At 45.0% G+C, this 24,707-nt stretch carries 20 protein-coding genes and 2 pseudogenes; 16 read left to right on the top strand and 6 right to left on the bottom strand.

From position 1 onward, the window contains the following. Positions 1–1,617, bottom strand: a complete 1,617-nt coding sequence (locus AC50X8_RS26305; protein ID WP_494882447.1) for a xylulokinase — start codon at positions 1,615–1,617, stop codon at positions 1–3. A 435-nt stretch (positions 1,618–2,052) separates the two neighbouring features. Between AC50X8_RS26305 and AC50X8_RS26300 the strand changes: the two genes are divergently transcribed. Further along, positions 2,053–3,144 (top strand): GntR family transcriptional regulator, encoded by a 1,092-nt coding sequence (locus tag AC50X8_RS26300; RefSeq protein ID WP_056032181.1) that lies wholly within the window; start codon positions 2,053–2,055, stop codon positions 3,142–3,144. 271 nt (positions 3,145–3,415) lie between these two features. Here AC50X8_RS26300 and AC50X8_RS26295 read toward each other — a convergent pair whose 3' ends face one another. Next, complete coding sequence (locus AC50X8_RS26295; protein WP_494882445.1) at positions 3,416–4,441, bottom strand: ketopantoate reductase family protein; 1,026 nt, start codon at positions 4,439–4,441, stop codon at positions 3,416–3,418. Between the two features lie 249 nt (positions 4,442–4,690). Between AC50X8_RS26295 and AC50X8_RS26290 the strand changes: the two genes are divergently transcribed. The 5 genes and pseudogenes from AC50X8_RS26290 to AC50X8_RS26270 all read left to right on the top strand — a co-directional run bounded on the left by AC50X8_RS26290 (position 4,691) and on the right by AC50X8_RS26270 (position 9,657). Then, on the top strand, positions 4,691–5,239 hold the full coding sequence (locus AC50X8_RS26290) for a TetR/AcrR family transcriptional regulator (protein ID WP_056032184.1): 549 nt from the start codon (positions 4,691–4,693) through the stop codon (positions 5,237–5,239). A gap of 115 nt (positions 5,240–5,354) precedes the next feature. After that, positions 5,355–5,705, top strand: a pseudogene (locus AC50X8_RS26285) (LysE family translocator); the annotation flags it as partial. Between the two features lie 28 nt (positions 5,706–5,733). After that, positions 5,734–6,273, top strand: a pseudogene (locus AC50X8_RS26280) (AraC family ligand binding domain-containing protein). 124 nt (positions 6,274–6,397) lie between these two features. Next, entirely contained in the window at positions 6,398–7,336 is a 939-nt protein-coding gene (locus AC50X8_RS26275; protein WP_494863681.1) for an alpha/beta hydrolase, read from the top strand. Between the two features lie 245 nt (positions 7,337–7,581). Beyond that, positions 7,582–9,657: a serine hydrolase domain-containing protein gene (locus AC50X8_RS26270; protein ID WP_494882443.1), complete on the top strand. Its 2,076-nt coding sequence runs from the start codon at positions 7,582–7,584 to the stop codon at positions 9,655–9,657. Between the two features lie 387 nt (positions 9,658–10,044). Here the strand turns inward: AC50X8_RS26270 and AC50X8_RS26265 are convergent, their stop codons facing one another. Next, complete coding sequence (locus AC50X8_RS26265) at positions 10,045–11,511, bottom strand: glycosyltransferase family 4 protein (protein ID WP_494882441.1); 1,467 nt, start codon at positions 11,509–11,511, stop codon at positions 10,045–10,047. Between the two features lie 289 nt (positions 11,512–11,800). Here AC50X8_RS26265 and AC50X8_RS26260 point away from each other — a divergent pair, with 289 nt between their 5' ends. From AC50X8_RS26260 to AC50X8_RS26240, 5 genes are read left to right on the top strand one after another with little or no spacing between them, the layout of a single operon-like run. Further along, entirely contained in the window at positions 11,801–13,075 is a 1,275-nt protein-coding gene (locus AC50X8_RS26260) for a nucleotide sugar dehydrogenase (protein WP_056032196.1), read from the top strand. Between the two features lie 12 nt (positions 13,076–13,087). Further along, entirely contained in the window at positions 13,088–14,050 is a 963-nt protein-coding gene (locus tag AC50X8_RS26255) for an SDR family NAD(P)-dependent oxidoreductase (RefSeq protein WP_494882439.1), read from the top strand. Between the two features lie 33 nt (positions 14,051–14,083). Further along, positions 14,084–15,304 carry a glycosyltransferase family 4 protein gene (locus AC50X8_RS26250; RefSeq protein WP_494882435.1) on the top strand — a complete coding sequence of 407 codons (1,221 nt, stop codon included), beginning with the start codon at positions 14,084–14,086 and terminating at the stop codon, positions 15,302–15,304. Further along, positions 15,301–16,659, top strand: a complete 1,359-nt coding sequence (locus AC50X8_RS26245) for a glycosyltransferase family 4 protein (RefSeq protein ID WP_494882430.1) — start codon at positions 15,301–15,303, stop codon at positions 16,657–16,659. The genes AC50X8_RS26250 and AC50X8_RS26245 overlap by 4 nt, the downstream gene beginning before the upstream one ends. 32 nt (positions 16,660–16,691) lie before the next feature. After that, a complete protein-coding gene (locus AC50X8_RS26240) occupies positions 16,692–17,927 on the top strand; it encodes a sialidase family protein (RefSeq protein WP_494863670.1) in 1,236 nt (411 codons plus the stop codon). A gap of 162 nt (positions 17,928–18,089) precedes the next feature. Here the strand turns inward: AC50X8_RS26240 and AC50X8_RS26235 are convergent, their stop codons facing one another. Beyond that, on the bottom strand, positions 18,090–18,548 hold the full coding sequence (locus AC50X8_RS26235) for a hypothetical protein (RefSeq protein ID WP_056032204.1): 459 nt from the start codon (positions 18,546–18,548) through the stop codon (positions 18,090–18,092). A gap of 153 nt (positions 18,549–18,701) precedes the next feature. On the opposite strand from AC50X8_RS26235, the gene AC50X8_RS26230 reads away from it, so the two are divergent. Then, positions 18,702–19,340 (top strand): class I SAM-dependent methyltransferase, encoded by a 639-nt coding sequence (locus tag AC50X8_RS26230; RefSeq protein ID WP_056032206.1) that lies wholly within the window; start codon positions 18,702–18,704, stop codon positions 19,338–19,340. Between the two features lie 72 nt (positions 19,341–19,412). Here AC50X8_RS26230 and AC50X8_RS26225 read toward each other — a convergent pair whose 3' ends face one another. Continuing rightward, positions 19,413–20,321 carry an NAD-dependent epimerase/dehydratase family protein gene (locus AC50X8_RS26225; RefSeq protein ID WP_056032209.1) on the bottom strand — a complete coding sequence of 303 codons (909 nt, stop codon included), beginning with the start codon at positions 20,319–20,321 and terminating at the stop codon, positions 19,413–19,415. 173 nt (positions 20,322–20,494) lie between these two features. On the opposite strand from AC50X8_RS26225, the gene AC50X8_RS26220 reads away from it, so the two are divergent. Both AC50X8_RS26220 and motB read left to right on the top strand, forming a co-directional pair. Beyond that, the gene (locus AC50X8_RS26220; RefSeq protein ID WP_056032211.1) at positions 20,495–21,136 is read left to right on the top strand and encodes a TetR/AcrR family transcriptional regulator; all 642 of its coding nucleotides are present in this window, start codon (positions 20,495–20,497) and stop codon (positions 21,134–21,136) included. Positions 21,137–21,256: 120 nt separating this feature from the next. Then, a complete protein-coding gene (gene motB, locus AC50X8_RS26215; RefSeq protein ID WP_056032213.1) occupies positions 21,257–22,009 on the top strand; it encodes a flagellar motor protein MotB in 753 nt (250 codons plus the stop codon). 32 nt (positions 22,010–22,041) lie between these two features. On the opposite strand, the gene AC50X8_RS26210 is transcribed toward motB, so the two are convergent. Continuing rightward, the gene (locus AC50X8_RS26210; protein WP_494863667.1) at positions 22,042–23,574 is read right to left on the bottom strand and encodes an MFS transporter; all 1,533 of its coding nucleotides are present in this window, start codon (positions 23,572–23,574) and stop codon (positions 22,042–22,044) included. A gap of 208 nt (positions 23,575–23,782) precedes the next feature. Between AC50X8_RS26210 and AC50X8_RS26205 the strand changes: the two genes are divergently transcribed. Next, a complete protein-coding gene (locus tag AC50X8_RS26205) occupies positions 23,783–24,235 on the top strand; it encodes an Lrp/AsnC family transcriptional regulator (protein WP_056032219.1) in 453 nt (150 codons plus the stop codon). Positions 24,236–24,427: 192 nt separating this feature from the next. Further along, positions 24,428–24,598: a hypothetical protein gene (locus AC50X8_RS26200; RefSeq protein WP_155972888.1), complete on the top strand. Its 171-nt coding sequence runs from the start codon at positions 24,428–24,430 to the stop codon at positions 24,596–24,598. Positions 24,599–24,707: the final 109 nt, after the last annotated feature.

Here is a 24,707-nt window from a genome sequence, read left to right as displayed (position 1 = left end):
CTAGTCCCTCCCGTTCTCTATCAGATGGTCTACAGCAGCCTGCTCAATGGCCAGCCCATTCCGGTAGCGCTCCATAAATAATTCAAAACCCAACACATCGGATGGGTCTGGAGAAATTTCCTGCCCTTCCACATCTTTAAAGACCTTGTGTTCAAGGAAGTCGTCCAGGCTTTCCTGCTGATCCTTGTTGATCAAATAAGAAGCAAGAAGCGCCATTCCCCACGCCCCGCCTTCGCCGGCTGTAGACATGACGGAAATCGGAACGTTCATCGCCGCGGCTACCATTTTTTGTCCGACGACAGGGGTTTTAAATAAACCGCCGTGAGCCAAAATGCTGTCAATGGCGACTTGCTCGTTTTCAGTCAAAATGTCCATGCCAAGCTTGAGTGCTCCGAAAGCCGTGAACAGATGGGTGCGCATGAAATTAGCCAGAGTGAAGCTGCTCTCCGGCGAGCGCACGAATAGCGGACGGCCTTTTTCAATACCGGTAATGTTTTCGCCGGAGTAATAACCGTAGCTCAGCAAACCACCGCCATCCGGGTCGGCCTCCAAAGCTTTATTAAACATGACGCTGAACAATTTTGCATTATCCGCTTCGTAGCCCATGGCTGCAGAAAATTCGCGGAACAATCCCATCCATGCGTTGATATCGCTGGAGCAGTTGTTGGCATGCACCATGCCAACCGGACTCCCGTCTGGCGTCGTGACCATGTCGATTTCCGGATAGACCTTGGATAATTCCTTCTCAAGCACAATCATCGCAAAAACGGAGGTGCCTACAGAGATGTTCCCCGTACGCTTTCTCACGCTATTCGTGGCAACCATGCCTGTCCCGGCATCACCTTCCGGAGGACAAAGCAAAATGCCTGGCTGCAGATCCAGTGACGGGTCCAAAATGCGGGCTCCCGCCTCCGTTAATTGACCAGCTTGCTCGCCTGAAAGGAGGACTTTCGGAAGAAGATCCTCAAGCTTCCACGGATAACCGCCCGCTGAGATCAGTTCATCGAATTGCTTAACCATCAATGGATGGTAATTATGAGTCGATTCGTCAATAGGAAAAATACCAGAGGCATCCCCGATACCAATCGCTTTATTGCCCGTTAGCAGCCAGTGAATGTAACCGGACAAAGTCGTCACAAAATCAATACGAGGCACATGCTCCTCTTTGTTTAAAATCGCTTGATACAAATGGGCGATGCTCCAGCGCTCAGGAATATTGAATTGGAACTTGTTCGTCAGTTCCCTTGCTGCCTCGCTGGTTGTTGCATTGCGCCAAGTCCGGAACGGTACGAGCAATTCACCCGTGCTGTCGAACGCCATATAGCCGTGCATCATTGCGGAAAATCCGATCGAGCCCACGGTCTTAAGGGTGACCTCGTATTTGCGTTCCACTTCTTGCTTCATTTCGCGATAAGCCGTTTGGAGGCCGATGAGGATATCCTCTTGGCTGTATGTCCAAAATCCGTCTTTCAATTGGTTTTCCCATTCATAGCTTCCTGACGCGATGGTCTCAAAACGATGATCGATCAATACCGCTTTAATCCGCGTAGATCCAAATTCGATCCCCAGCGAAGTTTCTCCCTTAGTTATCGCTTCTTTCAACTCTACATGATTCATGATCACGCATGTCCCCTCTCTGTTCGCGGTTTTTAAACCTGAAGGATGGAAAATAAAATGAATGTGATACCTCATAATAACGGGTCTATGTTGTTTCGTATAATAGCTGCTCCTAATTAAACGGTTCACCTCTTAAAGAGAGGCGTATCGATTTAATCAAAAGAAGGCGCTTTCCATTAGTGACAGCCTTAGTATATTTTTTGTACGTACATTTGTCAATACAAACAAATAGTTATACTTACAACGGCACGCTCTCCTCTTAATCCTTGGAGTTAGCTTCTTCTTTTCAGACAATTCCCCATGTAAAATCCCAGTAAAAAGCATGGAATTACCTCATTTTTTTCATGAAAAATGGTACTGCATTTTCATTCACTGCAAATCATGTTAGAATGTGTACGTACAACTTTCTGAACAACGATGAAAGAAGTGGATTGCGTGAAGCCAAAGTATCAGATCATCATTGATGATATAAAAAGCAATATCCTGTCAGGAACGTACAAAGCAGGAGAGCAAATTTCTACAGAATCTGCTTTGCAGAGCAGTTATAATGTTAGCCGCCAGACGGTTCGGAAGGCCATTTTAGAGCTGTCCAATGAAGGGTTCCTAAGAAGCGAAAAAGGATCTGGGACGTATGTCAGCAGCCAATACCGCTCCAGATCGGGCGGGAATGCCGCCAAAAAAACGATAGGCGTCATTACGACCTATATCTCGGATTACATTTTCCCCTCTATTATCCGTGGTATTGAAGGCCGATTGAATGAAGACAACTATTCGTTACTGTTAGCCAGTACAAATAATGATATTATGCAGGAAAAAAAGGCGCTGGAAATGATGCTGTCCTATGGCGTGGACGGTCTCATTATTGAGCCGACCAAAAGCAATTTATACAACCCCAATATTGCTTATTACCTGTCTTTCAAGGAGCAGGAAGTTCCGTTCACCATGATTAACGCCTTCTATGAAGAGCTGGAGGTCCCTTTCTTCTGTTTGGATGACGTGCAGTCCAGCTATCTCGCAACCCGGGAACTGATTGCTAAAGGTCATTCCCAGATTGGCATTATCGCGAAAATGGATGATCTGCAAGGAAAATATCGCATGAAGGGATATATTAAGGCACTTGGGGAAGCCAAACTGCGGTTTCACCCCGAGCAGGTGCTTTCCTTCGACACGGCGACGAAGCCGAACCTCTCCACGAGCTTGGAGGAGTTCCTAAACGACAACAGGGATGTTCTGACTGCGCTTGTTTGCTACAACGACGAGGTAGGGCTGGAAGTTGTGCATGCCTGCAGAAAACTGGGGATATCCATTCCAGATGAACTATCCATCATTGGCCAGGACAATTCGTATATCGCCAAAAATGCGAATATTAAACTGACGACTCTGACGCACCCCCAAGAACAAATGGGACGGGACGCAGCGGACTGGGTCATTAAAAATTTACAAGGAAAAAAAGACCTGCCTACCAACACCTACTACCAACCCGTGTTAGTTGAAGGTGAAACCGTAAAAGAGATTGAAGTGGAGTAATTTTTGTGATTAGGTTCGACTTAAAGGTTTCGGATCTATCGGCGAAAAAGAAAAAAGGAGCCGCCGCGGCAAGCTCCTTCGTTGTGCTTATATTGCTGCCGGAAGCACCTCAGGCATCACGTTGTTCATTTTTAGACATCTGTTGGTCCTGCTCATAAATGCTGATGTCTAAATCTAGAACGGCCTACACACGTTTCATCCCCGAATATCGACCATTCAACTATTTCCTCATTTTTCTAACCAGCGTTCATTACCTGATCTATAAATGCCCTTAACTTGCCGCTTCGTGCTCCGAGAGACGTTTCAGCAATTCCTGCAGAGCTGGCATCTGATGGCCGCGACGCTGCCCTTCGGCAAGGGAGCTCCGCATCGATTCAACGTCCTGAGCACGAACCTTGCCGCCATGATGGAAGCGGTTGAATGCCTGATAATCTAGCGGCAGCATGTCCCGCTCCATTTTGATGTGCACGTTTGCCGTTATGCGCGGTCCCATAACCAAGGCCATTATTTTGCCCAACAAACCATGCTGCGGGAGTGCAGCTATTTCACCTTGTGCACGGATGGCAAGCCGCCAAAGCTCCTTGTTCGCCGAAACCGTCGAAAAATCAGACCAGCCCGCAATGTCACACGCTGCATATACAGGAAAGCCAATACTGGAATAAATGTTAAACATCGATGGGCTTACTTGACCACAGCGCGAAATCTTACTGCGGTTGTAAAGCTCAATGAATTGCTTCGCTGCCGCTTTATTGTTGGTCTCGACTTGGAAGCCGACCTTGTTCGTAGGATGCTTGTAACAGACAACAGCCTTTGCTATTTTCGCTGGATCTGTTGGTGCATGTACAGGCAGGTTCGCGCTTCCCTGGTGGCTGAGCATGCCGAGAATTCCTCTTAGCAAGCGATCTTCCGAAATTTGCATGACCTTGATATAGTGCTCGCGAAGGCCAATCCCGAAACCGTTCATAATGACAGTAGCTTTAGAAGCGCGCACGATGTCGCCTAATTTGCTCAACATAGCCATGCCTTCTGCCGTTCGACTGGCATTTCCGTCAAGTGTAATGAAAATAAACTGAAGTGGTGTATCCGCCAGTTCAGCGACATTCTCAATGACGTTGAAGCCGGTAAAATTTTTCAGTGTTGCATCGTCATAGCAATAAAGCTGTTGAGGAGATTGGAATGCCGTTTTCCGTCCTTCTCGCACGAGGAAGGTAATGTTAGCGCCGGACAAACTGAGATGGTAGCCGACAGAGAAGCCTACTGCCCCCGCTCCTACAATGAGAATATTGGGTTTGTTCATGCTAGTTGTCATTTTTATTCACTCTCCAATTATTCGTTGAAATAAATTTATGCCGCAGGAATAAGAGGAACGACTATGTGATTGCCGTTTCGTCCACCCCTATAAAATGAACACCTGTTGATTTAATATCATGGTGATAGTATAATCTCAAAATAGCCGCAAGCTCAATCATCAATATGCGGAATAATGTTATTCATTCAACACTTTCCCTGGCGTTTGTTCGATTAGATACGGAAAGGGACGGATCTTATGGTCGGAGTAAAAAACAATAGAAGAACCAAATATACGACGGAGCTTATTAAGCAGTGTTTTCTTGCTCTATTGGAAACGAGGAAATTGCCGCAAATAACGGTTACCGAAATATGCAAGCAAGCTGACATTAACCGAGGTACCTTCTATTTGCATTACAAAGATCCTTATGAATTATTTGAAGTGATGCAGAAGGAATTTAATCAAGAACTATGGGAGACGCTGCAAAAGGATCAAAGTCCATGCGCGGAAGATGGCTCCTTGATCAAGCTATTGAACATTATCCAAGAGAAGAAAACAATTTTTCGCATCATGATTTCGGATCGAGGAGAAAGCAGCTTTTTATCCGAGGTGCTGGTTGAGGTTCATCAAGATTATTTGCAAAGAAAAGGAGATGACCCAAACCGAAAAGACTCGTCCGCATTGGACTACTCTTTTACTTATATGGTTCATGGCTCAATGGGAGTCATTAATCAATGGCTGGAATCAGATGGCGAGGAAAGCCCGGAAGCGATTGCGCGTATCATTTCTTCTTTCAAACCACAATGAACGGCTCCTTTCCACTTAGATCCATGGCGGAAGAAGCTTTTTATCTGCAATAATATACTATAGGCTTATCCCTTTAAGATGTAGCATATGAGAATAGCTTGAAAGGGGTATTCTCATGGATATGACATCTTTTTTAATTTATTGCGTGATTGCTACTTTTACACCAGGTCCTACTAATATCGTCATATTATCTACCGTGCAAAATTCGGGTGCCAAACTAGCCTTGAAATATACGTATGGAGCAGCGGTTGGTTTTGGACTATTACTCGTTATATCGGCTATGTTGAATACGGCGCTCTTAACGATATTGCCGAAAATTCTATTGGTGATGCAGATAGTGGGAAGCTGTTATATGATCTATCTCGCTTATCAAGTCTACAAAATGGATGCATCAAACCCAGCTGCAAACCATACGGCTACCTTTAAGTCAGGCTTCCTTATGCAGTTTTTAAATCCAAAGGTAGTTCAGGTGTACTTAGATAGAGGTGAATCGAGTGGACAAATTTATTTATAAAAAATCGGCAGGTATTACTGCGCTGTCAGCAAGCATGACTGATTTTAAATATAAAAAGCACGCTCATCAGGAATATGCAATAGGTGTAACCTTGCGTGGGATTCAACATTATAACATGGATGGCGGTTTGCAATTATCCTACCAAAACGGCATTATGCTTTTTAATCCTGAGCAGGCCCATGACGGTATGGCCCATGATAAGACAGGCCTCGATTATGTCATGCTGTATATTGAACCGCAATTGCTTCTAGACGTAATTGAGAAAAAGGATAAAAAGCAAAGGATATGCTTCATGCCCATTTTGAACATGTCCTTAAGCTTGACGAGATCTGTGAAGAGCTTCAATTATAACTGCAAGATCGAATATGCCAAGCAATTAATTGAAAAAAATAGCGATGTTTATTCAGCAGTAGCTGAATGCGGTTTTGTTGATTTAACTCATTTAAATAAACATTTTAAAGGCGTATATGGAACAACCGCATTTGAATATATCTCGCAAATAAATGGTTGTGCAAAATAAAAAACTTCTCGTTCATCTTCCGTTCACATTGTCGTCATCGCGAGGACATCTTCGTCGTATAAGCTTACATGAGCAGCCGTTAAGGCAGTCTACTATCAAGATAACGACAGGAGAAGATTCGATTATGAAAAAATGGCTTAGGGTTTTACTTAAAATATTGGCAGCAATTGTTATAGCAATAGTCGTTTTTATGGCTATTGTGTTTATAGTCAACAAGGTCAGCAGCAAATCTGAGCAAGGCAAAATACATGCCTATGGTCAGCTCGTACCCGTAGACGGGAAAAAGATGAATGTGCTGATTCAAGGGGAAGGCAAAGAAACCATCGTGCTTCTGCCGGGTTATGGAACAGCAGCGCCGGCGCTCGATTTTAAACCGCTAATCGATGAGCTGTCACCCTCTTACAAAGTAGTTGCAGTTGAACCATTTGGTTATGGCTTAAGTGATGGAACCGATAAGGAAAGAACGACAGAAAATATAGTAAATGAACTCCATGAAGCGCTGCAAGCCCTTAACATTGACCGCTATATTCTAATGGGCCACTCGATTGCAGGCATTTACGGTATCGATTATGCAAACAAATATACAAGCGAAGTTACTGCATTTGTGGGCATCGACAGCAGTGTTCCGACACAACCCGGCATGGATGTGAAATTCCCATTAAAAACGTTTGGTTTTCTCAAACAATCCGGTTTGCAACGATTGATCGTGAAAACAGGCAGCGACCCTTATGAAGGACTTCCATATGATGAGGAAACAAAAGAACAGCTGAGCATGCTTTCGCTCAAGAACAGCAATAGTCCCACGATGCTAAATGAAATGAAAAATATTTCTGCTAACTTTAAAGCAGCTGAACATTTAACCTTTCCAAAAGAGCTTCCGATTATTTTCTTTATCCAAGCGAATAATGAAGACATTCCAACCTGGATACCGCTGCATGAAGAGCAAATCAAAGATTCTGTGCATGGAAAAGTGATGACCTTTGAAGGCGGACATTATTTGCACCATACCAGATCCAAAGAAATCGCTGAAAACCTTAAGGCGTTTATGGAAGAAGCAAGGTGAAACGGCCGAAAGCCGTCCCCTGGCGGCGCGCGGCGTTTCAGTCCGACAAGCAGATAAACGCTTTTAGTATTCCCTATGCCATGGCCATATGTGCAAGCTTCCTTGCATATGATGCCATGGAATTTTTTTACTTATTCATACTCCGTTCATATTGACGTCACGGTGAGGACATCCCCGTCATATAAGCTTTATTTAGCGGCCCTTAAGGCAGCTGAATACACTGCTGAAGATAGGAGTAGATAAACATGAAAAGAACTTCCATTGTCGCTGTCACCCTCGCGCTGAGTATGCTGGCTCCCATGTCTGCAATGGCTGCTGCGAATAGCAACCCACTTGCTTTTGATGCGGCTAAAAAAATAGCGGCTGAGAAAGCCAAGCGGCTGACAGAAACCTACGGCATCACAAGCGTCCAATACGCGCTCATCGATGACGGGGAAATTACGATTTCGGGGCATGCAGGAAAAAATGATCTAACGGATTCGATTCCACTTTCCTCAAAAACAATATACGGCATCGGTTCTACGAGCAAAATGTTTCTCACGGCGGCTGTTATGAAGCTTGTAGACGAGGGCAAGGTAGATTTGGATTTGCCCGTTGTGAACTATATCCCTGATTTTAAGATGAAAGACAACCGCTACAAACAGATTACACCACGCATGCTGCTGAATCATTCCTCCGGCTTACTCGGAACTACGGGCAATAATGCAACCTTGTACGGGGATAATGATACTTATGCACATGATACTTTTCTAGAGCAGTTGGCGACCCAAAGCTTAAAGGCAGACCCCGGAGCCTTTTCAGTCTATTGCAACGATGGTTTTACGTTGGCTGAAATTCTGGTAGAAAGAGTTAGCGGCATCGGTTTTACAGCATTTATACACAAATATATTACTGAGCCTCTAGACATGAGCCATACGAAAACACCGCAGGATCTCATTGATCAAGCGGCGCTGGCCGGCATCTATTCCCCGCTGTATGAGGGACAGCTCCCACAAGAGAATTATAATATTATTGCAACGGGAGGGCTTTACTCCACAGCTGAAGATCTCGCTGCCTTTTCACAAATTTTCACAGGGCAGGCTGAAGGCATTCTTTCTGCAAAATCGCTAGAAGCGATGGCACAAGAGGAGTATAAAAGCGGCATGTGGCCGGAGGAAGCCAATCCGTCCTACCTCTCCTACGGGCTAGGCTGGGATAGCGTCCACTTGTTCCCCTTTAACGAATACGGCATTAAGGCCCTTTCCAAAGGTGGCGACACGATTTCGTATCATTCATCCTTAGTCGTGCTCCCGGAATACAAGCTGTCTGCCGCTGTTATCTCTTCAGGTGGTTCAAGCGCATTAGACCAAATGATCGCCAATGAACTGCTGCTTAGCGTCCTTCAGGAGAAGGGTGTTATTAAAGAACGGAAACCGGAGGAGTCGTATGGCGTGCCTATTAAGGCAGACATGCCGCAAGAAATAACACAGTACGCGGGTATTTATGGTAGTGGTTCAAATAAGTTATTGAAGATAGAAGTGAATACTGAGGGCGAAATGGCTGTATCCACGGTTACGGCTCCGAACAATCCTGCCCAAACGTATACGTACACTGCTGACGGTTCTTTTGTAAACGATGAAGGCACAGAGAAATTAAAATTCGTTGAGGAGAAAAATGGGCATGCCTACTTGTGGTCCCGCTCCTATATAGCTGTACCGGGGATAGGACAAACGGCAATCTCCGAGTATAATGCCGAGAAGCTTGAAGACAACCCATTAGCTCAAGACGTCGCTGACGCATGGGCACAGCGTGACGGTCAAAAATATTATTGGGTGAATGGAAAATACACATCAACGTCCTACCTCCATTCAACACCTATCATACCTTTTCAGACCATTAAAGCAGTTCCAGGGTATGTGTTGAATCATAAAATTATTGGAGCAAACAAAGCCATCAACCAGCTGCAAATCCCTGGCATGGATGGCCGTGACACGATGGAAATCGAATTTTTCAAGAAAAATGGAGTAGAGTATTTGAAGGCAGCAGGCAACCTATACGCCAGTGGGGAGCTTGTAAAACCGCTCTATTCGGGTAAACAATCCTGGGCAACGATCCAAGCGGACGGCGAAGCCAAATGGTATACCGTTTCAGCGAAGGATAAAGGAAAAGTTTTGACGGTTAACATGCCTGCCCACGGCTCCTTTGCCGTCTATAATCAAGCCGGAATATGCATAAACCATACCGTTATCAGTGATAACAATCAGGTCGTATTGCCAGAGAACGGCAGCGTTGTCTTTGCGGGCGAGGTTGGCTCTACGTTTGGCATTTCATTGAAAAAGTAAAAAATAGAGACTTGTCTTCATATATTAAACAACACTAGGGGTCACCTCATTTAAGGTGGCCCCTTTACTCCTTGAATTCGTATTAGAGACGTTGCTCAAAATATTATGAAGGAGCAGCATTCTAAAGAAGGGACTGAACAATGCTGACATCCGGAATCTTATACCCGTTTGGAGCTGCTTGAAAAACACGCTCCCAGATGTCCTCCTCTATTGGAGGAAGCTCGTCATATCGCGGGTATACAAATAGAGAAGATAAAAGATTAGAGATTTTATCTACAGGCTGCGCTGGCTGTATGGCTGGATCATGGTCATTTGTGGGCACTACTTGTTGATTTTGTAATACATGGCTTGCCCGTTTCAGTCTGGGGTGACGTTTACGTACCCGCCTTACGATCTTTTTCTTGTAAATCTTCTTTGTTTTCTTCTTATTTTTCTTTTTCGCTTTATTGCTGCCGGTTGTTTTTTTCTTCGATTGGCGCGCCATTTTCTTCTTCCCCTCTGTAGTGGCGTTATTGGGCTTTGCTGCTCAGTCTGCTGTGCGAGCTGTGGTTCGATTTGCGGTTCGATCTGTTGCTCAGCCTGCTGTTGAGCAGGCTGTTCCGTCTGCGGCTCAATCCCCGTATTTTGTTCGGGATGCTTGCTCCTCGCCAACTCATACAGTGCTAACACACGGTTAGTCATCTCAGGCAATGCCCAATGCCGCTCTCCCCATTCTTTTGCCTGACTCGCCATGCTGCTTAACCAGTTTGTATCCTGTAAAGCGGATCTTAAGCATAAATGCAGCTCATTAATATCTCCGGCATGAAATACAAGCCCATTCACGGAATGGGTTACCATTTCCGGTATACCGCCAGCGTCAGAAGCGATGACCGGCTTGCCCGCTATTTGAGCCTCAATAACGGCAAACGGCTGATTATCCTGCATGCTGGGCAAAACGATAAAATCTGCCTGATGAATCAAAGCTGGAACGTCCTCACGGTTTCCTAAAAATATGACGTGGTCGCCCAGACCGTAATCTTTCGTTATATTCATGATTTCATCACGGAGTGAGCCTTCACCAGCTAACCAGCAAACCCAGTCCGAACGCTCCGCTTTCAGTTTTACTAGTGCATGAATGAGATAAATATGTCCTTTCACAACATCAAAGCGGGCAGGGCATAAAAATACACTTACTCCTTCAGGCTTGACAATCATGGAATCACGCAGCATATTTTGTTGAAATTGTTCTTTATCAAATCCATAGTGGCTTACGATAATATTGGGTTCGGGAACTGCAAAATCCTCAACCATTACTCTTTTTAACCACTCTGAAGGCGATATCGTGACATCACTGACTGTTGCCCCCAGATGCTCACGTAATGACGAATATTTCCAAAGAGGGGAGTTTGTATCTTGGTCTGTTAACCCCAATGTCTTTAATCTAACGAACCATTCCTTCGTGAGGCATCCGTGAATAGTCGTTACTAAGGGCGTATGAGGAGGCTTCACACGTGACAATGCATGAGCACTCATAATGTCCTGTGCGTGTATTAAGTCATACTCGGCCAAGCCGAAATACATAGCAGCTGCTTCAAAACAGTAACGCTCAACTTCAGAAAATGTAATCCAGGGATCAATTCCGGACAAATGGTGATCCATGTAATGGTTCGATTGATGGGCAATCAGTGGTTGCAGCTTGGCTTTATCAATAGCCATTTCTTTGCCTGGAATATAAAACCCCTGCCCATCAGGTGTCGGGGAGAAGATATCAACATGATGCCCCGCGAACTTTAGTCCTTTTTCCAGCTGATTTACATATGTGTTTACGCCGCCGGCATGTGGCAGCGACCAACTGCAGGCGATTAATATTCGCATGTGTTCCCTCCGATTGGTCTGTCGTCCAAATATAATATGAGATTTCAAGTGCGTTGTTAACGTACACCAACCTATTTATCCCTCGCATCGATACAGGCAATTATCATATCGTTCTTTCTTTCCAGCCCCTTTAATTCCAACTATTGTTTCCGAAACCCAGCGCCTCTCTCTATTTCTGCTAGACCTCGTGATACTCTACTATTTCCATAAAATTTAGACACTCAACTATAGCGGCTTTCATTCATTCGCGTATCATGCTAGAAGAAGAATGAAAGGAGCTGACAGAATTATGGAGCAGGCCCCTGAGTATAAAATTGGTATTATCGGTCTGGGGTACGTCGGATTGCCACTCGCCAAATTGTTTCTGGAAGGAGGAAACACGGTTTATGGCATTGATGCAGACGAACGAAAAATCAATATGTTGAACAAGCAGCAATCCTACCTGTCTGACTTTAATAGAAAAGACATCCGAAAGCTTTTTAGTAAAAATAGTTTTCATGTAGGTACTGCATTCGATGTCATTGAGAAAGTCGATGTCATAATCCTTTGCGTTCCGACACCGCTTGATGAGCAGCATCAACCTGATTTGAGCTATGTAATAGGCGCAGCACAAAGCTCACTCCCCTATTTGCATAGAGGGCAGCTTATTGTACTGGAAAGCTCTACATTTCCAGGAACAAGCGAGGAACGGCTAAAACCGATGTTGGAGTCAACTGGACTTCTTGTAGGTAAAGACATTTCGCTCGCCTATTCACCAGAGCGAATTGATCCCGGTTCTAAATGGGAGCTGGAACAAATCCCTAAAGTGGTTGGCGGCGTAACTCCATCCTGCACAGCCTATGCGAAGCAAGTATATGGCTCAGTGTTTAATGAAGTGGTCCTCGTGTCATCGCCACGCGTAGCTGAAATGACGAAGCTTCTGGAAAACTGCCAGCGATACTTGAATATTTCATTTATGAACAGTCTGTTGAAGTTAAGCGAGGAGCTGGATATTAATCTCTGGGAAGCCATCGAGGCTGCGGGAACTAAGCCGTTTGGATTTACAAAATATTATCCAGGCCCTGGCGTTGGAGGGCATTGTATTCCGGTTGACCCCCTATATTTGCTCTGGAAGGCGAGAGAACATCATATGGATTTGCCGTTCATTGACCTTTGCCATCAAGTAAACGAGGATATGCCTGGGTATATTGTGGGACGAGTGGCAAAAAGCCTGCAGCCAAAAGCGCTTAACGAATGCAGTGTGCTTGTCATTGGAGTTACGTATAAAAAAGACGTTAACGATATGCGGGAGTCCGTTGCGCTGCCTATTATGGAGCATTTACTGCAAGCGGGCGTCAATCTGGGATACTTTGACCCCTATGTGAAAACTCTGAAAATAGGTGAAACTGTCCTTCATAGTACACCGCTTACTGCCAGAAAAATGAAAAATTATGATTGCACTTTAATTTTAACGGATCATTCTAATATCCCATATGAGCTTCTTGTGGCGCACACGCCCATTGTCATCGATACACGTAACGCCACTGGAAAAATGGCAGATCGAAACAATGTTATTTTACTCTAGGAGGGTATTCCAATGAAGGTAGTAGTAACGGGTGGTGCAGGTTTTATCGGCTCTCATTTAGTAGAGCGTCTGCTGGAAGCGGGCCATACGGTTTGGTCGTTGGATGATTTCTCGACCGGACGGCCGGAGTTTTTATCCCATCTTCAAGCTAATAAACGTCATACGCTCATCCAAGGCTCAGTAACTGACCGAAGGACGCTCAAGAAATTGATGGATAGAGCGGATGTTGTCTTTCATCTTGCTGCTGTATTGGGTGTCAAAAATACAGTAGAGGATCCCCTCAAGGTTATTGAAGGCAACATTGATGGCACGCGCAATGTCCTTGAATTGGCATATCCACGTCATACAAAGGTCATTTTTTCATCAACATCAGAAATATATGGAAAAAATGAAGTTCTGCCCTTCCACGAAATGTCCGATCGTTTTTATGGTGCCCCCTCTGTCCATCGTTGGTGTTATGCAACAGCAAAATCGCTCGATGAGCATATGTGCTTCGCCTATGCAGCAAAGGGACTCCCTGTCACTGTGCTTCGATATTTCAATGCATATGGACCAAGACAAACGAACTCGCAATATGGCGGGGTAGTCGCAAGATTTATAAAAGCAGCTTTGAAAGGGGAACCGCTAGAGGTTTATGGCGACGGAGCACAGACGCGTTGCTTCACCTATGTGGACGATACGGTTAATGGTACCTTAGCAGCACTTCACGAGAAAGCAAACGGACTCGCCTTTAATATTGGCTCAAATTGCCCTATCACAATCTGGGAGTTGGCGCAGCTGATTATTAGGCTTAGCAGTTCGACCTCTCCGATCTTGCTCAAATCGTATGCCGAAGCTTACGGCTCAGGCTATGAGGATATGCCTGGACGTGAGCCGGATTTGACTCGATCCGAATCATTGCTCGGCTACAAGCCTTCCGTGAATTTAGAAGAGGGGCTTTACAAGACAATCGAATGGTATCGTAATCGGTTATGATATGAATCCTTGCAGCCGAAGGGGGAGTGACAGATGAAAATTGGACTTGTTTCCTATTGGTGTATTCCTTATACAGGCGGAGTATCCACTTATGTTTTGGCGCTGCGAAAAGGCCTTGAGGAGAGGGGACATGAAGTTGACATCCTCTCCCATAACCAATCCGGATTACATTATCATATCGTTGATAAAGGCAAATCCATGGATAAGCAAACCTTTTTAACTCCGATTATGAAACAAATTGGGATTCGCTTCAATATGAATTCAAGAAACTACGATGCTTGGCTTGCGGCAATGGAAGGTGAGCGTCTTGCTTTTCGTCAAGCTCTAACAGCATTCACACTAACAAAATACGATGTACTTCATGCACAAGATGTCATTTCTGCGACTGCTGTTTCTGAAATTAAGCCAAAGAACACTCCGCTTGTCGTTACCCTCCATGGCAAGCTGGCAGCCGAATGGAAGCTTCAGGGTGTTATTTCTGACCCCTCCCCGGCAGCAACGTGGGCCAATACACTTGATCAATATGGAAGCAGGGTGGGCGACCGAATCATCGTCCCTTCAGAGTGGCTCAAGCAGCAGTATGAGTCAACTAGCGATTTAGAAAAAGATCCATTTGACGTCATACCATATGGCTTCGATACGTTATCTTTTCTTCGCCAAGCCATAAGTCTGAATGGGGCCAATCCAAAAAACGATTTAAAGCTAATCGTTTGTCCGGCGCGCCTAGACGCGGTTAAAGGCCACGAGGTTCTACTACACGCTCTTGAACTTCTGCGAAAGAGACGGTCAAATTGGGTTTGTTGGCTAGTTGGGGATGGTCCGCTGCGCCCAAGGCTTGAGCAACTGACCCATGATTTAAAGCTTCAGCAGCATGTTATGTTTCTGGGACATCGCAACGATATGGCAGCACTTCTAAGTCAGGCTGATATGGTTGTGGCACCAAGTATTCATGACAATTTCCCTTTTGTCATCATGGAGGCACAAGTAGCCGGGAAGCCAATAATTGCGTCGGATGCAGGAGGAATTCCAGAAATGATAGCTGATGGAGAAAGCGGGTTATTATTCACATCCGGTCGTGCAGATTTATTATGTGAACGCATCAATGAACTGCTTGACGATGACAGGCTTCAGAAAAGACTTGCCAATCAAGCCAGATACCACGGGCTTAGGCAATGGTCTTTGGATACAATGACGGAACGAACGCTCCAACTGTACGATGAGGCACTTCAAGCCAAGCAGAGTGGTGGAAAATGAGGATTCTCCTTGCCACGTATTGGAAGCTTCCACATGTTGGCGGTGTATGGGCATATATCCAAGATTTAAAAACTAGCTTGGAGCGTCTAGGCCATGAGGTAGATGTGTTTGCGTTACATCCCGATGAAAAAAGCTACTATATGCTGGGTACAGGGCAGCGAGTACAGAAAAGGTATTTCAAACAGCTCGTCGAGAGAGAAATTAAGGCCGTATATGCTGCACAGCAAATTCCCATCGATCCATGGATCGTCGACCAAGAAATTGAGTTTTGCACCTATGCGCTAGCAGCCTCGTATTTCGGACTGAAAAAATATGATTTGATTCATGCACAGGATGTCATATCCTCCCGGGCACTATGGCAGATTAAGCCGGAGGACCTGCCTTTAATAAACACTATTCATGGATGCCTGGCGACCGAATACTGGATTTCACTTGAAGGAAAAGCACCACCTGCATTCATTTGGAAATATGCTTGCGCAAGAGAATATTACGGAGCTACTTCGAGCGATTTGTCCATCGTGCCGACAAAATGGCTGCAGCAAACACTAGCCAGCTATTTAGTGCCCATCGATCATATGGAAGTTGTACCCTATGGAATGAACGTTGAACATCATTTGCAACGGATGAAAGAGAATACTACCTTAAAGCTCCCGTCCAATCTTAACATTATTGCCTGTCCAGCGAGGCTTGATAAAGTGAAAGGTCATAGCAGCTTGCTCAGTGCTTTATACAAGTTAAAGCAGACCAGGAGCGATTGGATTTGTCTGTTTATTGGCGACGGTTATCTTCGGTCAGAGTTGGAAAATCAGACTGCTCATTTGGGACTGAGTCATCATGTGCTTTTTATTGGCAGCAGAAACGACGTTCCCGCACTGCTGCAGCAATCCGATATTGTTGTACTCCCGAGTCTGCATGATAACCAGCCTTATGCTGTGATGGAAGCACAAATCTCGCGCAAGCCACTCGTCGTTTCCAATGCCGGCGGAATTCCGGAAATGGTGAGGCATAACCATACCGGATTGATGGCAAAAGCAGGTGATAGCAATGAACTGTCACGTTACTTGCAAGTACTGCTCGAAAACCAATCGCTTTCACAAAGATTAGCTTATAACGGTTACGAATGGGGGATCAGACAATGGTCGCTTCCGAAGATGGTCGATCGGGTAGTTGACTGTTATGAAATACTTCTAAGTAACCAGCATATACGAAAAGCAAATCATCCTCCGAAATATGCTGGCCATTATGGATCTGGCATATGTGAATTGCTCCGCAATAATCAACGAATGTATATTCCAGCTTCCTTCTCCATCGTGGATGATCACATTGTCGGCTCGATTATTTTTCAAGCGAGATAAGATTAACTAAAAGTATAGAAAGGAAGCTGCGGATGGCCAATATACAAGTAACCCCCTCAGGCCCTCAACAGGAGCCGTCGATTGCGCTCAATTCACTGGATCAAGCAACCGTTATCGTGACGACGAATGATTTGCGTTCCGGAAACAATATGACGACCGTTTACCGCTCAATTAATAGCGGGGCATCGTATACCCAGATGCTGATGTCACCCCCGGTTGGATTCGCAGCCTCCGGTGATGGGGTTGCTGCGTATGGTTATCCCAATTTGTTTCTTGTTGCTGCGACTGCCCTAAATGTTAACCCTGTAGCAGATTCATCCATCATTGTTTACCGATCAACAAACAATGGCGCTTCTTTCTCCACACCCATCATTGTCAATCAAGGGTATAGCACGGCGATCTATAATGATAAACCAGCGATAGCCATTGATACGGCGAATGGGAGTCCTTATGTTGGCCAGGCGTATATTGCATTTACACGCTATTTCAACAATTTCAAAAGCTCCGAAACGTTATTTCAACGATCACTCGATCAAGGTGTGACCTGGTCTGTGCCTATATTGCTAACGAACCAAGTACAAGGTGTAACTAGCTTCGGATCAACCATTGCTATTGGACCGCAAGGCGATATTTATGTGGGGTGGATGCAATATGGGCCAGGAACACCGCAATTTCTTATGCGCCGATCTGTTGATGGCGGGATAACGTTTGGACCCATTATTACGATATCGACCGTTTCGCTCGTTCCGACCCCTCTCCCTGTACCAACCTTTAGCTTTCGCGTCCTGACTATTGCTTATTTAGCGGTCGACATTTCGCCGTTCAATGGCGAAGGAATTGTCTATGCCGTCTGGCAGGATAACCGATCAGGCAATGCACACATCTATATGTCACGATCAACCGACAGAGGCGTTTCCTGGTCGACTCTCCGTCAAGTAGACGATAGCCCTGCCGCATCACAAAACTTTTTGCCAAATTTAACGGTTTCTCGTGATAATGGAGGGGTGCGGGTTATGTATTATACAAACCGTCTCACCACCACGCTGCTCGATGTGTATTTGGCAGAGTCCAACGATGCAGGCTCCACGTTTTTACCTAACCGCCGCATAACAAGCGTCTCCTTCGATCCTAACGCCGATCCGTCGATTGGAGTCCCTACTCCTTCAATTGGGGATTATAACGGCCTCGTCGTAAGAGCCACGGGCACTCCTATTATTGTATGGATGGATACTCGCACAGGGTCCCAAAACATTTTTGAGGATGTGTAAGCGTAAACGGCTGTCGCCGTCCTCTAACGGCAAAGCTTCCGTTTCGAGGGTGAAATATAAGCCCACTATACGGGGGAAACTTATACATGCTTATATTTTAAGAAAGAGTGGTCGGATTTTCATTTTCACGAAAATCCGACCACTTGGTAAATTTCAACTACATCATAAATAAACAATACCATCAAAATGAACGGGTCCGGTTATCGTGGCGGAGTTTTGCCCAATATGCTCTACAGTCAGGGCGTATTGTTGAAAGGTACCGACGATTCCAGCTGTGGCAGCTTCAGTATGCTGAAACGAAGTTGTGAAATCAAGCGGAACCCATGGACCTTCAGATGCTGTTCCCAAAAAAACGGAATCCGTTGTTTGAAATACAACGGTTGCCGGGGCGCTTGTTCCTCCGCGACGAATCCGAAAAAGCAGCTTCGGCACAATATTCAAGAGCAGTAATTGCGCCTCCCATCCGATTGTAGCTTTTAACTCAATACGGTTATTAATATTGTTAATCTGGAGAAAGAGAGACGTCAGCAGCACTTCCGAGCCTGGAGAAATGATAAACGGAAGCGAACCTGTTCCAACAGCAACCTCTTGAAACTGATAATCTACTATTGTAACGGTCATAGCGATCACCTCCTTTCTAGTAACGCGTTCTATATATTAGATTCATAGATAGGGTTTGATGCAATGTACAGATGTACCAGGAGAAATAGCTGATATTTTCAAAGAGAGAAAGCCGTGAGAAAAGAGACTAGACTGGTAATGGAGGGAAATTAGATGGATGACGAAATCGCAAAGATGGAACGGATGTATGCTACCTCCATTCATGATGTCATGATGGATCATCATTACCGCTATCATTTTGCAACGCGCTTTATCCGCCCTGGAGATTTCATACTAGATGCAGCATGCGGCTCGGGATATGGCACTCATTATATAGCCATTCATTCCCCAAGTGCATTAGTCGTAGGGGTTGATCGCTCGGAGCATGCATTAAATTGGGCCATTGATCATTTTTCAGGTGACAATACGGTTTATGTAAAAACGGACTTGTCCGAATCGTTTCGTGATGAGCTTCCTATCCAAACGTTCGATGTTATTACCTGTTTCGAAACCGTGGAGCATATAAAGGATGATCGGACCTTTATTCAAAAGCTTTATGAATCGCTCCATACAAACGGTATTCTTCTCATCTCGGCCCCTAACGAAGAGATTATCCCCCATTTGAAAAACCCTTATTTTCTTAACGGGGTGAATCCTCACCATTATCGGCATTACCGGCCAGATGAATTGCGTAAGCTGCTAACGGATTGCGGTTTTACAATCGAACAGGTGCTGACACAGGATAATGCGACGTATGAGCTAGTTTATGGGCGTGAAGATGGGTTTGCGAATGTGCTTGTAGCCATAAAATAATGCATAATAGTAAAGCCGATATATGTCATGTTTTTGAATGACATATATCGGCTTTTGGCTTATACCTATCCTTCAACGATATTGCTGATAGCTTTGCGTTAATCCTTCAAACAGGCTGCTCATTGGCCGCCATCCTAGCACTCGTTCAGCTTTTGAGTTATCTAGACAGCTATCCATAATATCACCCGGCCGTTCGGTGCCATACGTAATCTGGGCGTCCTGGCCATGAATCATTTTCATCATGTGTATGAGGTTGTTTATAGAAGTCCGCAAACCCGTGCTTATATTAATCGTCTCTTGCTCTCCTTGGTGAATGGCCGCCATGTTTGCCTTAACAACATCCTGTACATAAATAAAATCTCGAGTCTGATCGCCGCTGCCGTGAACAAGTACAGGAAGTCCTTTATTTAATTTATTTAGAAATATGGCGACAACACCACCTTCTCCTGTATAGCTCTGTCGTGGGCCATACACGTTGCTATAACGCAAGATGGTATAGTTAATGCCGTACATTCTATGAAACAATCGAATATAGCTTTCGCTAGCATGTTTGGAAAGCCCATAATAGGAAATTGGGGCGGGAATAGCTTCTTCTTCATGGCGTTCGTTATTGGAGTCTCCGTATGTGGCAGAAGTAGAAGAGAAAATAATCTTACTTACTTTAGCTTGTTCGCAAGCTTTTAAGAGCCGGATTGTTCCGACAATATTAACAGTAGAGTCAAAAGCGGGGTCAGCCATTGAACGCTGGACATCGACTTGAGCAGCTAGGTGAAAGACAACATCAGGCCGAACATGTTCAATAATTTTAGAACAGGCATCACTGTTAATATCCTCAACATGCAGGATAGCGGCAGGATGCACGTGATTCTTTGATCCCGTTGATAGATTATCAATGACATGTACCACAGCACCGCTTTGGATAAGCATATCCGTTAGGTGGGAACCAATAAACCCCGCACCCCCGGTAACCAACGCTTTCATAACTCCACTCCTCATTAAACGATATACTTCATAGTACGCATATCAATGGAATTGGAAATGTGCATATATCTCATCAGCTATAGCCAATTTATTCGTTTGTAGACACTAACGATTACAACATGCTAAAATCATCATGTGATGAATTATTGTTTTGAAGAAAGTAGGCCGACAAAGTGAAAGAGACGAAGCGCCGCCCGGGGCGTCCATCCAAGGATGAACCATTCCAGAAAGAGCAGATATTGACTCATGCCCTTATTGAATTTGCTAAGCATGGTTATGAGGGGGCAAGTCTTAGAAAAATGGCAAACTTATCGAATGTGGATGTCGCCCTGCTATCCTACCATTTCGGGTCAAAGCTTGGTTTATGGACTTCGGTGGTCGATTATTTAACTGAACGGATCACGCTTCAAACCGTACCCTTTAAAAATAATTATAGGCATATGAAGCTAGAGGCTGCTTGCCTTGCTCTTGTCGACAACATTGTAGATTTTTGCTTTGAATTTCCTTTCCACATGATGTTTGTGACGAACGAGTTGTCCCACCCGAGTGAACGCTCCACCTATCTAATGGATAAAATGCTCCTGCCGACTTACCGGCATCTCGTGCCTTTTATTAAGGATTGTATGGAGGCTGGCGTTATCAAGAAACAGGAGCCTACTCTCTATTATTTAATGCTTGTGAACTCCGTTTCCCTTCTTGGAACGATTCCTAATTTTGTAAATGAGTTCAAAGAAGACGTTACGGCAAACAGCGATCTTAAAGGCGAAATGAAGCAATCCGTTTTGGCTAATTTTTTTCAAATAGCCGTCGATTAAAAAGGGAATAATAAGAAAGGGAAACCATTTTGCTGGAAAAATGGCTCCTCTTCTTATGATTATAATTCATCGATTGTTGAATTAATTCCATTCAAATTAGACTTGAAAGGTGTGGAACAAATGAAACGAAACAAGCATGAACATGAAGAAGAGCATGTGGATGAGTCCTGGCTGCTGCCCTATTCGGACTTAATGACTTTACTAGTCGCTTTATTTATCGTGCTTTATGCCATGAGCAGTGCTGATGCTGCAAAGTTTGAACAGATGTCGCAAGCTTTTCGAATGGCCTTTAATAGCGGTACTGGCGTACTCGAAGGGCAGCCTGCATTAGAGAATCCTGTCATTGCAAAATCAGATAAGGGAAACGTGCAGGAAACGCCGGATACCGCGCAAGCACAAGAAATAAACGAATTAGAACATATACAATCGCAGGTGAACCAATATATTTCCGAGCACCAGCTCACCGCAAAGCTAGAAACCCAAATGACGGATGAAGGGCTGCTCATTACGATCAAGGATGATGTTTTATTTGCTTCCGGCAGTGCCAAGGTCCAAAGCTCCAATATCAGCATCGTCAAAGATATATCACAGCTTCTGGTCATGGACCCTATACATAATGTAATCATTAGCGGACATACCGACAATGTCCCGATTGGCATGACTGAATTTGATTCCAATTGGCATCTTAGCGCCATGCGAGCACTCAATTTTCTAAATTTATTGCTGCAAAACAAGGAGCTCGATCCCCGGAACTTCAGCTCCAAAGGCTTTGGCGAATATAAGCCCATTGACAGCAATGCTACAGAGGCGGGCCGGCAGCGCAACAGACGTGTTGAGATTTTAGTGCAGTCTAATACGATTCAGATGAATTAACCTTCAGGATGCGTCACCAAATCAATGACCGTTTAATGCTGCGCCGATGCTTTCTTGGAGCCGAAGATTATAAAACTAATCGCGGCCAAAACCCACACGCCAAGGCCACCATAGAGCATCACCAAGCCAAAGCCGTGCACAAGTGCTGCATGGACCACTGCTCCGGACGCGTCCAGAGCAGTTAGCTCTGGCAAACCCTGCTTGAGAGATGCAAAGTTTCCGGCGGCTATTTTCTCGGCTAAATCCCGTAATTGCGTTGTATTGAGATTCCCAAGAAGGGTTCCCTTCAAATAAGACCGTATCCCTTCCTGTAAAATGAATCCCATCACGGCGATATTGATGGCTAGACTGATTAATCTCGCACTCATGTCTATACCTGAAGCCATGCCTGCACGGGTAATCGGAACGGAGCCAGTCGTCGTGTTGGTCACAGGCGTATTGGTCAAGCCCAGCCCAATCCCAGCCAACAGAGAGCCTGGAAGCATGGTCAGCCAGCTGGCGTGATCGCCTCCACTGCCATATTTCATCAAAATAAAGCCCAGCCCAATGATGAACAGACCCAATGGGATAACTATACGAGGCTGATAGCGAAGCGAAAGGCGCTCTGCCAAGGGCGGGATCACCAGAGTGGGAAGAGCATACGCCAAGAGGGATAACCCGGCGGCTACAATGCCATAGCCAAGGCCGCTCTGAAAATAGATTGGCAGATAGATCATGAACGGCCAGAAGCTAAAATTCATGCCGATGGATCCAAGGAGAGCACCGGAAAAATTACGTATCTTAAATACGGAAAAGTCGAACATCGGATGAGCGCTGAGCTTTTCCGCAAAAAGAAAAACGATAAAGCTTGTTGCCGCTGCAGCAAGGATGATGATGGAGGTTAGACTGGTAAAGCCTAGTTCAGATCCTTGTGTGATAAAATAGGCAAGGCCAAAAACCGCGAGCGAAAGCGTGACGATGCCAATCATGTCCAGCTTTTTCGCTTGCGGATCACGCGACTCCTCGACACCGCCAAAGACAAGAATCAAAGTGAGAATGGTCAGCGGGACGTGGACTAGGAAAACCCAATGCCAGTTCAATACGACCACAATCATCCCTCCGATGATGGGTCCAAAGCCGAGGCCGATCCCAAACACGATCCCCCATGCTCCAAAAGCTTTGCTGCGTTCTCGTCCTTCCTGAAACCGATGCGAAAGAATGGCTATCTGGCAAATCTGCATCGCGCCAGCACCCACACCTTGAAGAAACCGACTGACGATTAGAACCGATGTGCTCTGGGCCAAGCCACAAACCAAGGAGGTAATGCCGAACAAGACGAGGCTGATAATAAAAATGCGCTTCCTTCCATAACGGTCAGCCAGCGTTCCCACAGCCATCAGAACCGTCGCACATGCAATAGTATAGGCATTCATGATCCATTGCATATCCTTAAGATTGCCATGCAATACCTTTTCGAGGGTCGGCAGTATCACTGGCACACTGGAAATTTCGAGGCCGAACATTAGCGCGGACAAACATATCGCGGACAATGCGATAATATTTTTACTGGAATGGGAAAGAGTCATTGAAAGCACCCTCCAAATAAATCGTATTTACTCATTGCTTGCCATCCTCTCCAACTTCTCATATGTGAATCACCTTACTCCCGTGTGACTTATTATATAATTTAAATTCTTTATTTTACATACTAGATCAAATCAAATATGATGAATACACAAATGAATATAAGATGTTTTATTTAAAACGCCTTAAATTTAAAGGAGTGTATTCTAAGTGGATCATACAGACAAGCAAATCCTCTTCTATCTTCAAAACCAGGCAAGGATTTCTATGACTGAGCTGGGTAAAAGCGTGGGGTTGTCCCAGCCTGCTGTAACGGAACGAGTGAAGAGAATGGAAGAAAAGGGAATAATCGAAGAGTACCGCACCGTCATTTCTCCCGAAAAAATTGGGAAGCATACGGCAGCCTATATGTTATTTCGGACTAAGGACTGCTTGGCGTTTCTTGATTTTATCCATGCATCTCCCCATGTTGCCGAGTGCCACCGCATAAGCGGAGAACATAGTTATTTATTAAAAGTAGTGACGGACTCCACACGTACGCTAGAAGAGTTTGGCAATCAGTGCGATAAATATGGAACCTATACCATACTGATTGTCATGTCTTCACCGATCGATCATAGTCTTCTCATTCGTTCTCTCGAAGAAGCAAATGGAGTTTCCTAATGGGGAACGTAAAATAGTGCGCTTCTTCTACGGATAAACATGCAAGTCACCACGCGTATCAATTGCTGGCTAAAGCCTTTCTTCAGTAAATGGCGGAAAATGCAGCGGTGTATGCTTCAAGTTCCACTTGGGCTGGGATAAAATTCAATCCAACTTCTCATACTACACTTTGAAAAGATGGAGGTGAATATCATGCCCAAAAATAGCGCCGATCCCAAAATGGACCGCTCTAATAATCGTGCAGATAAGAAAAACAATCAACAAAACGACGATCACTTAACGGAAGAAGCTCAGACGTTGACTAGCAACAAAGCTGCCGATTTTGCCCCAAGCTTGAATGGTATTTCCAAAAATGAAATTTAATTAGCAGCCTAGCTGCTTTAACGTCGCTGCATGGCGAAGGTTTTACTTTCTGCACAACGCCTCGACTTGGCGGACTCAGCAGCCGCTATTTTCACCGAATCACGGGTTA

This window comes from Paenibacillus sp. JT22N15 (assembly GCF_059383755.1).
This window is presented reverse-complemented; position numbering and strand designations above follow the sequence as displayed.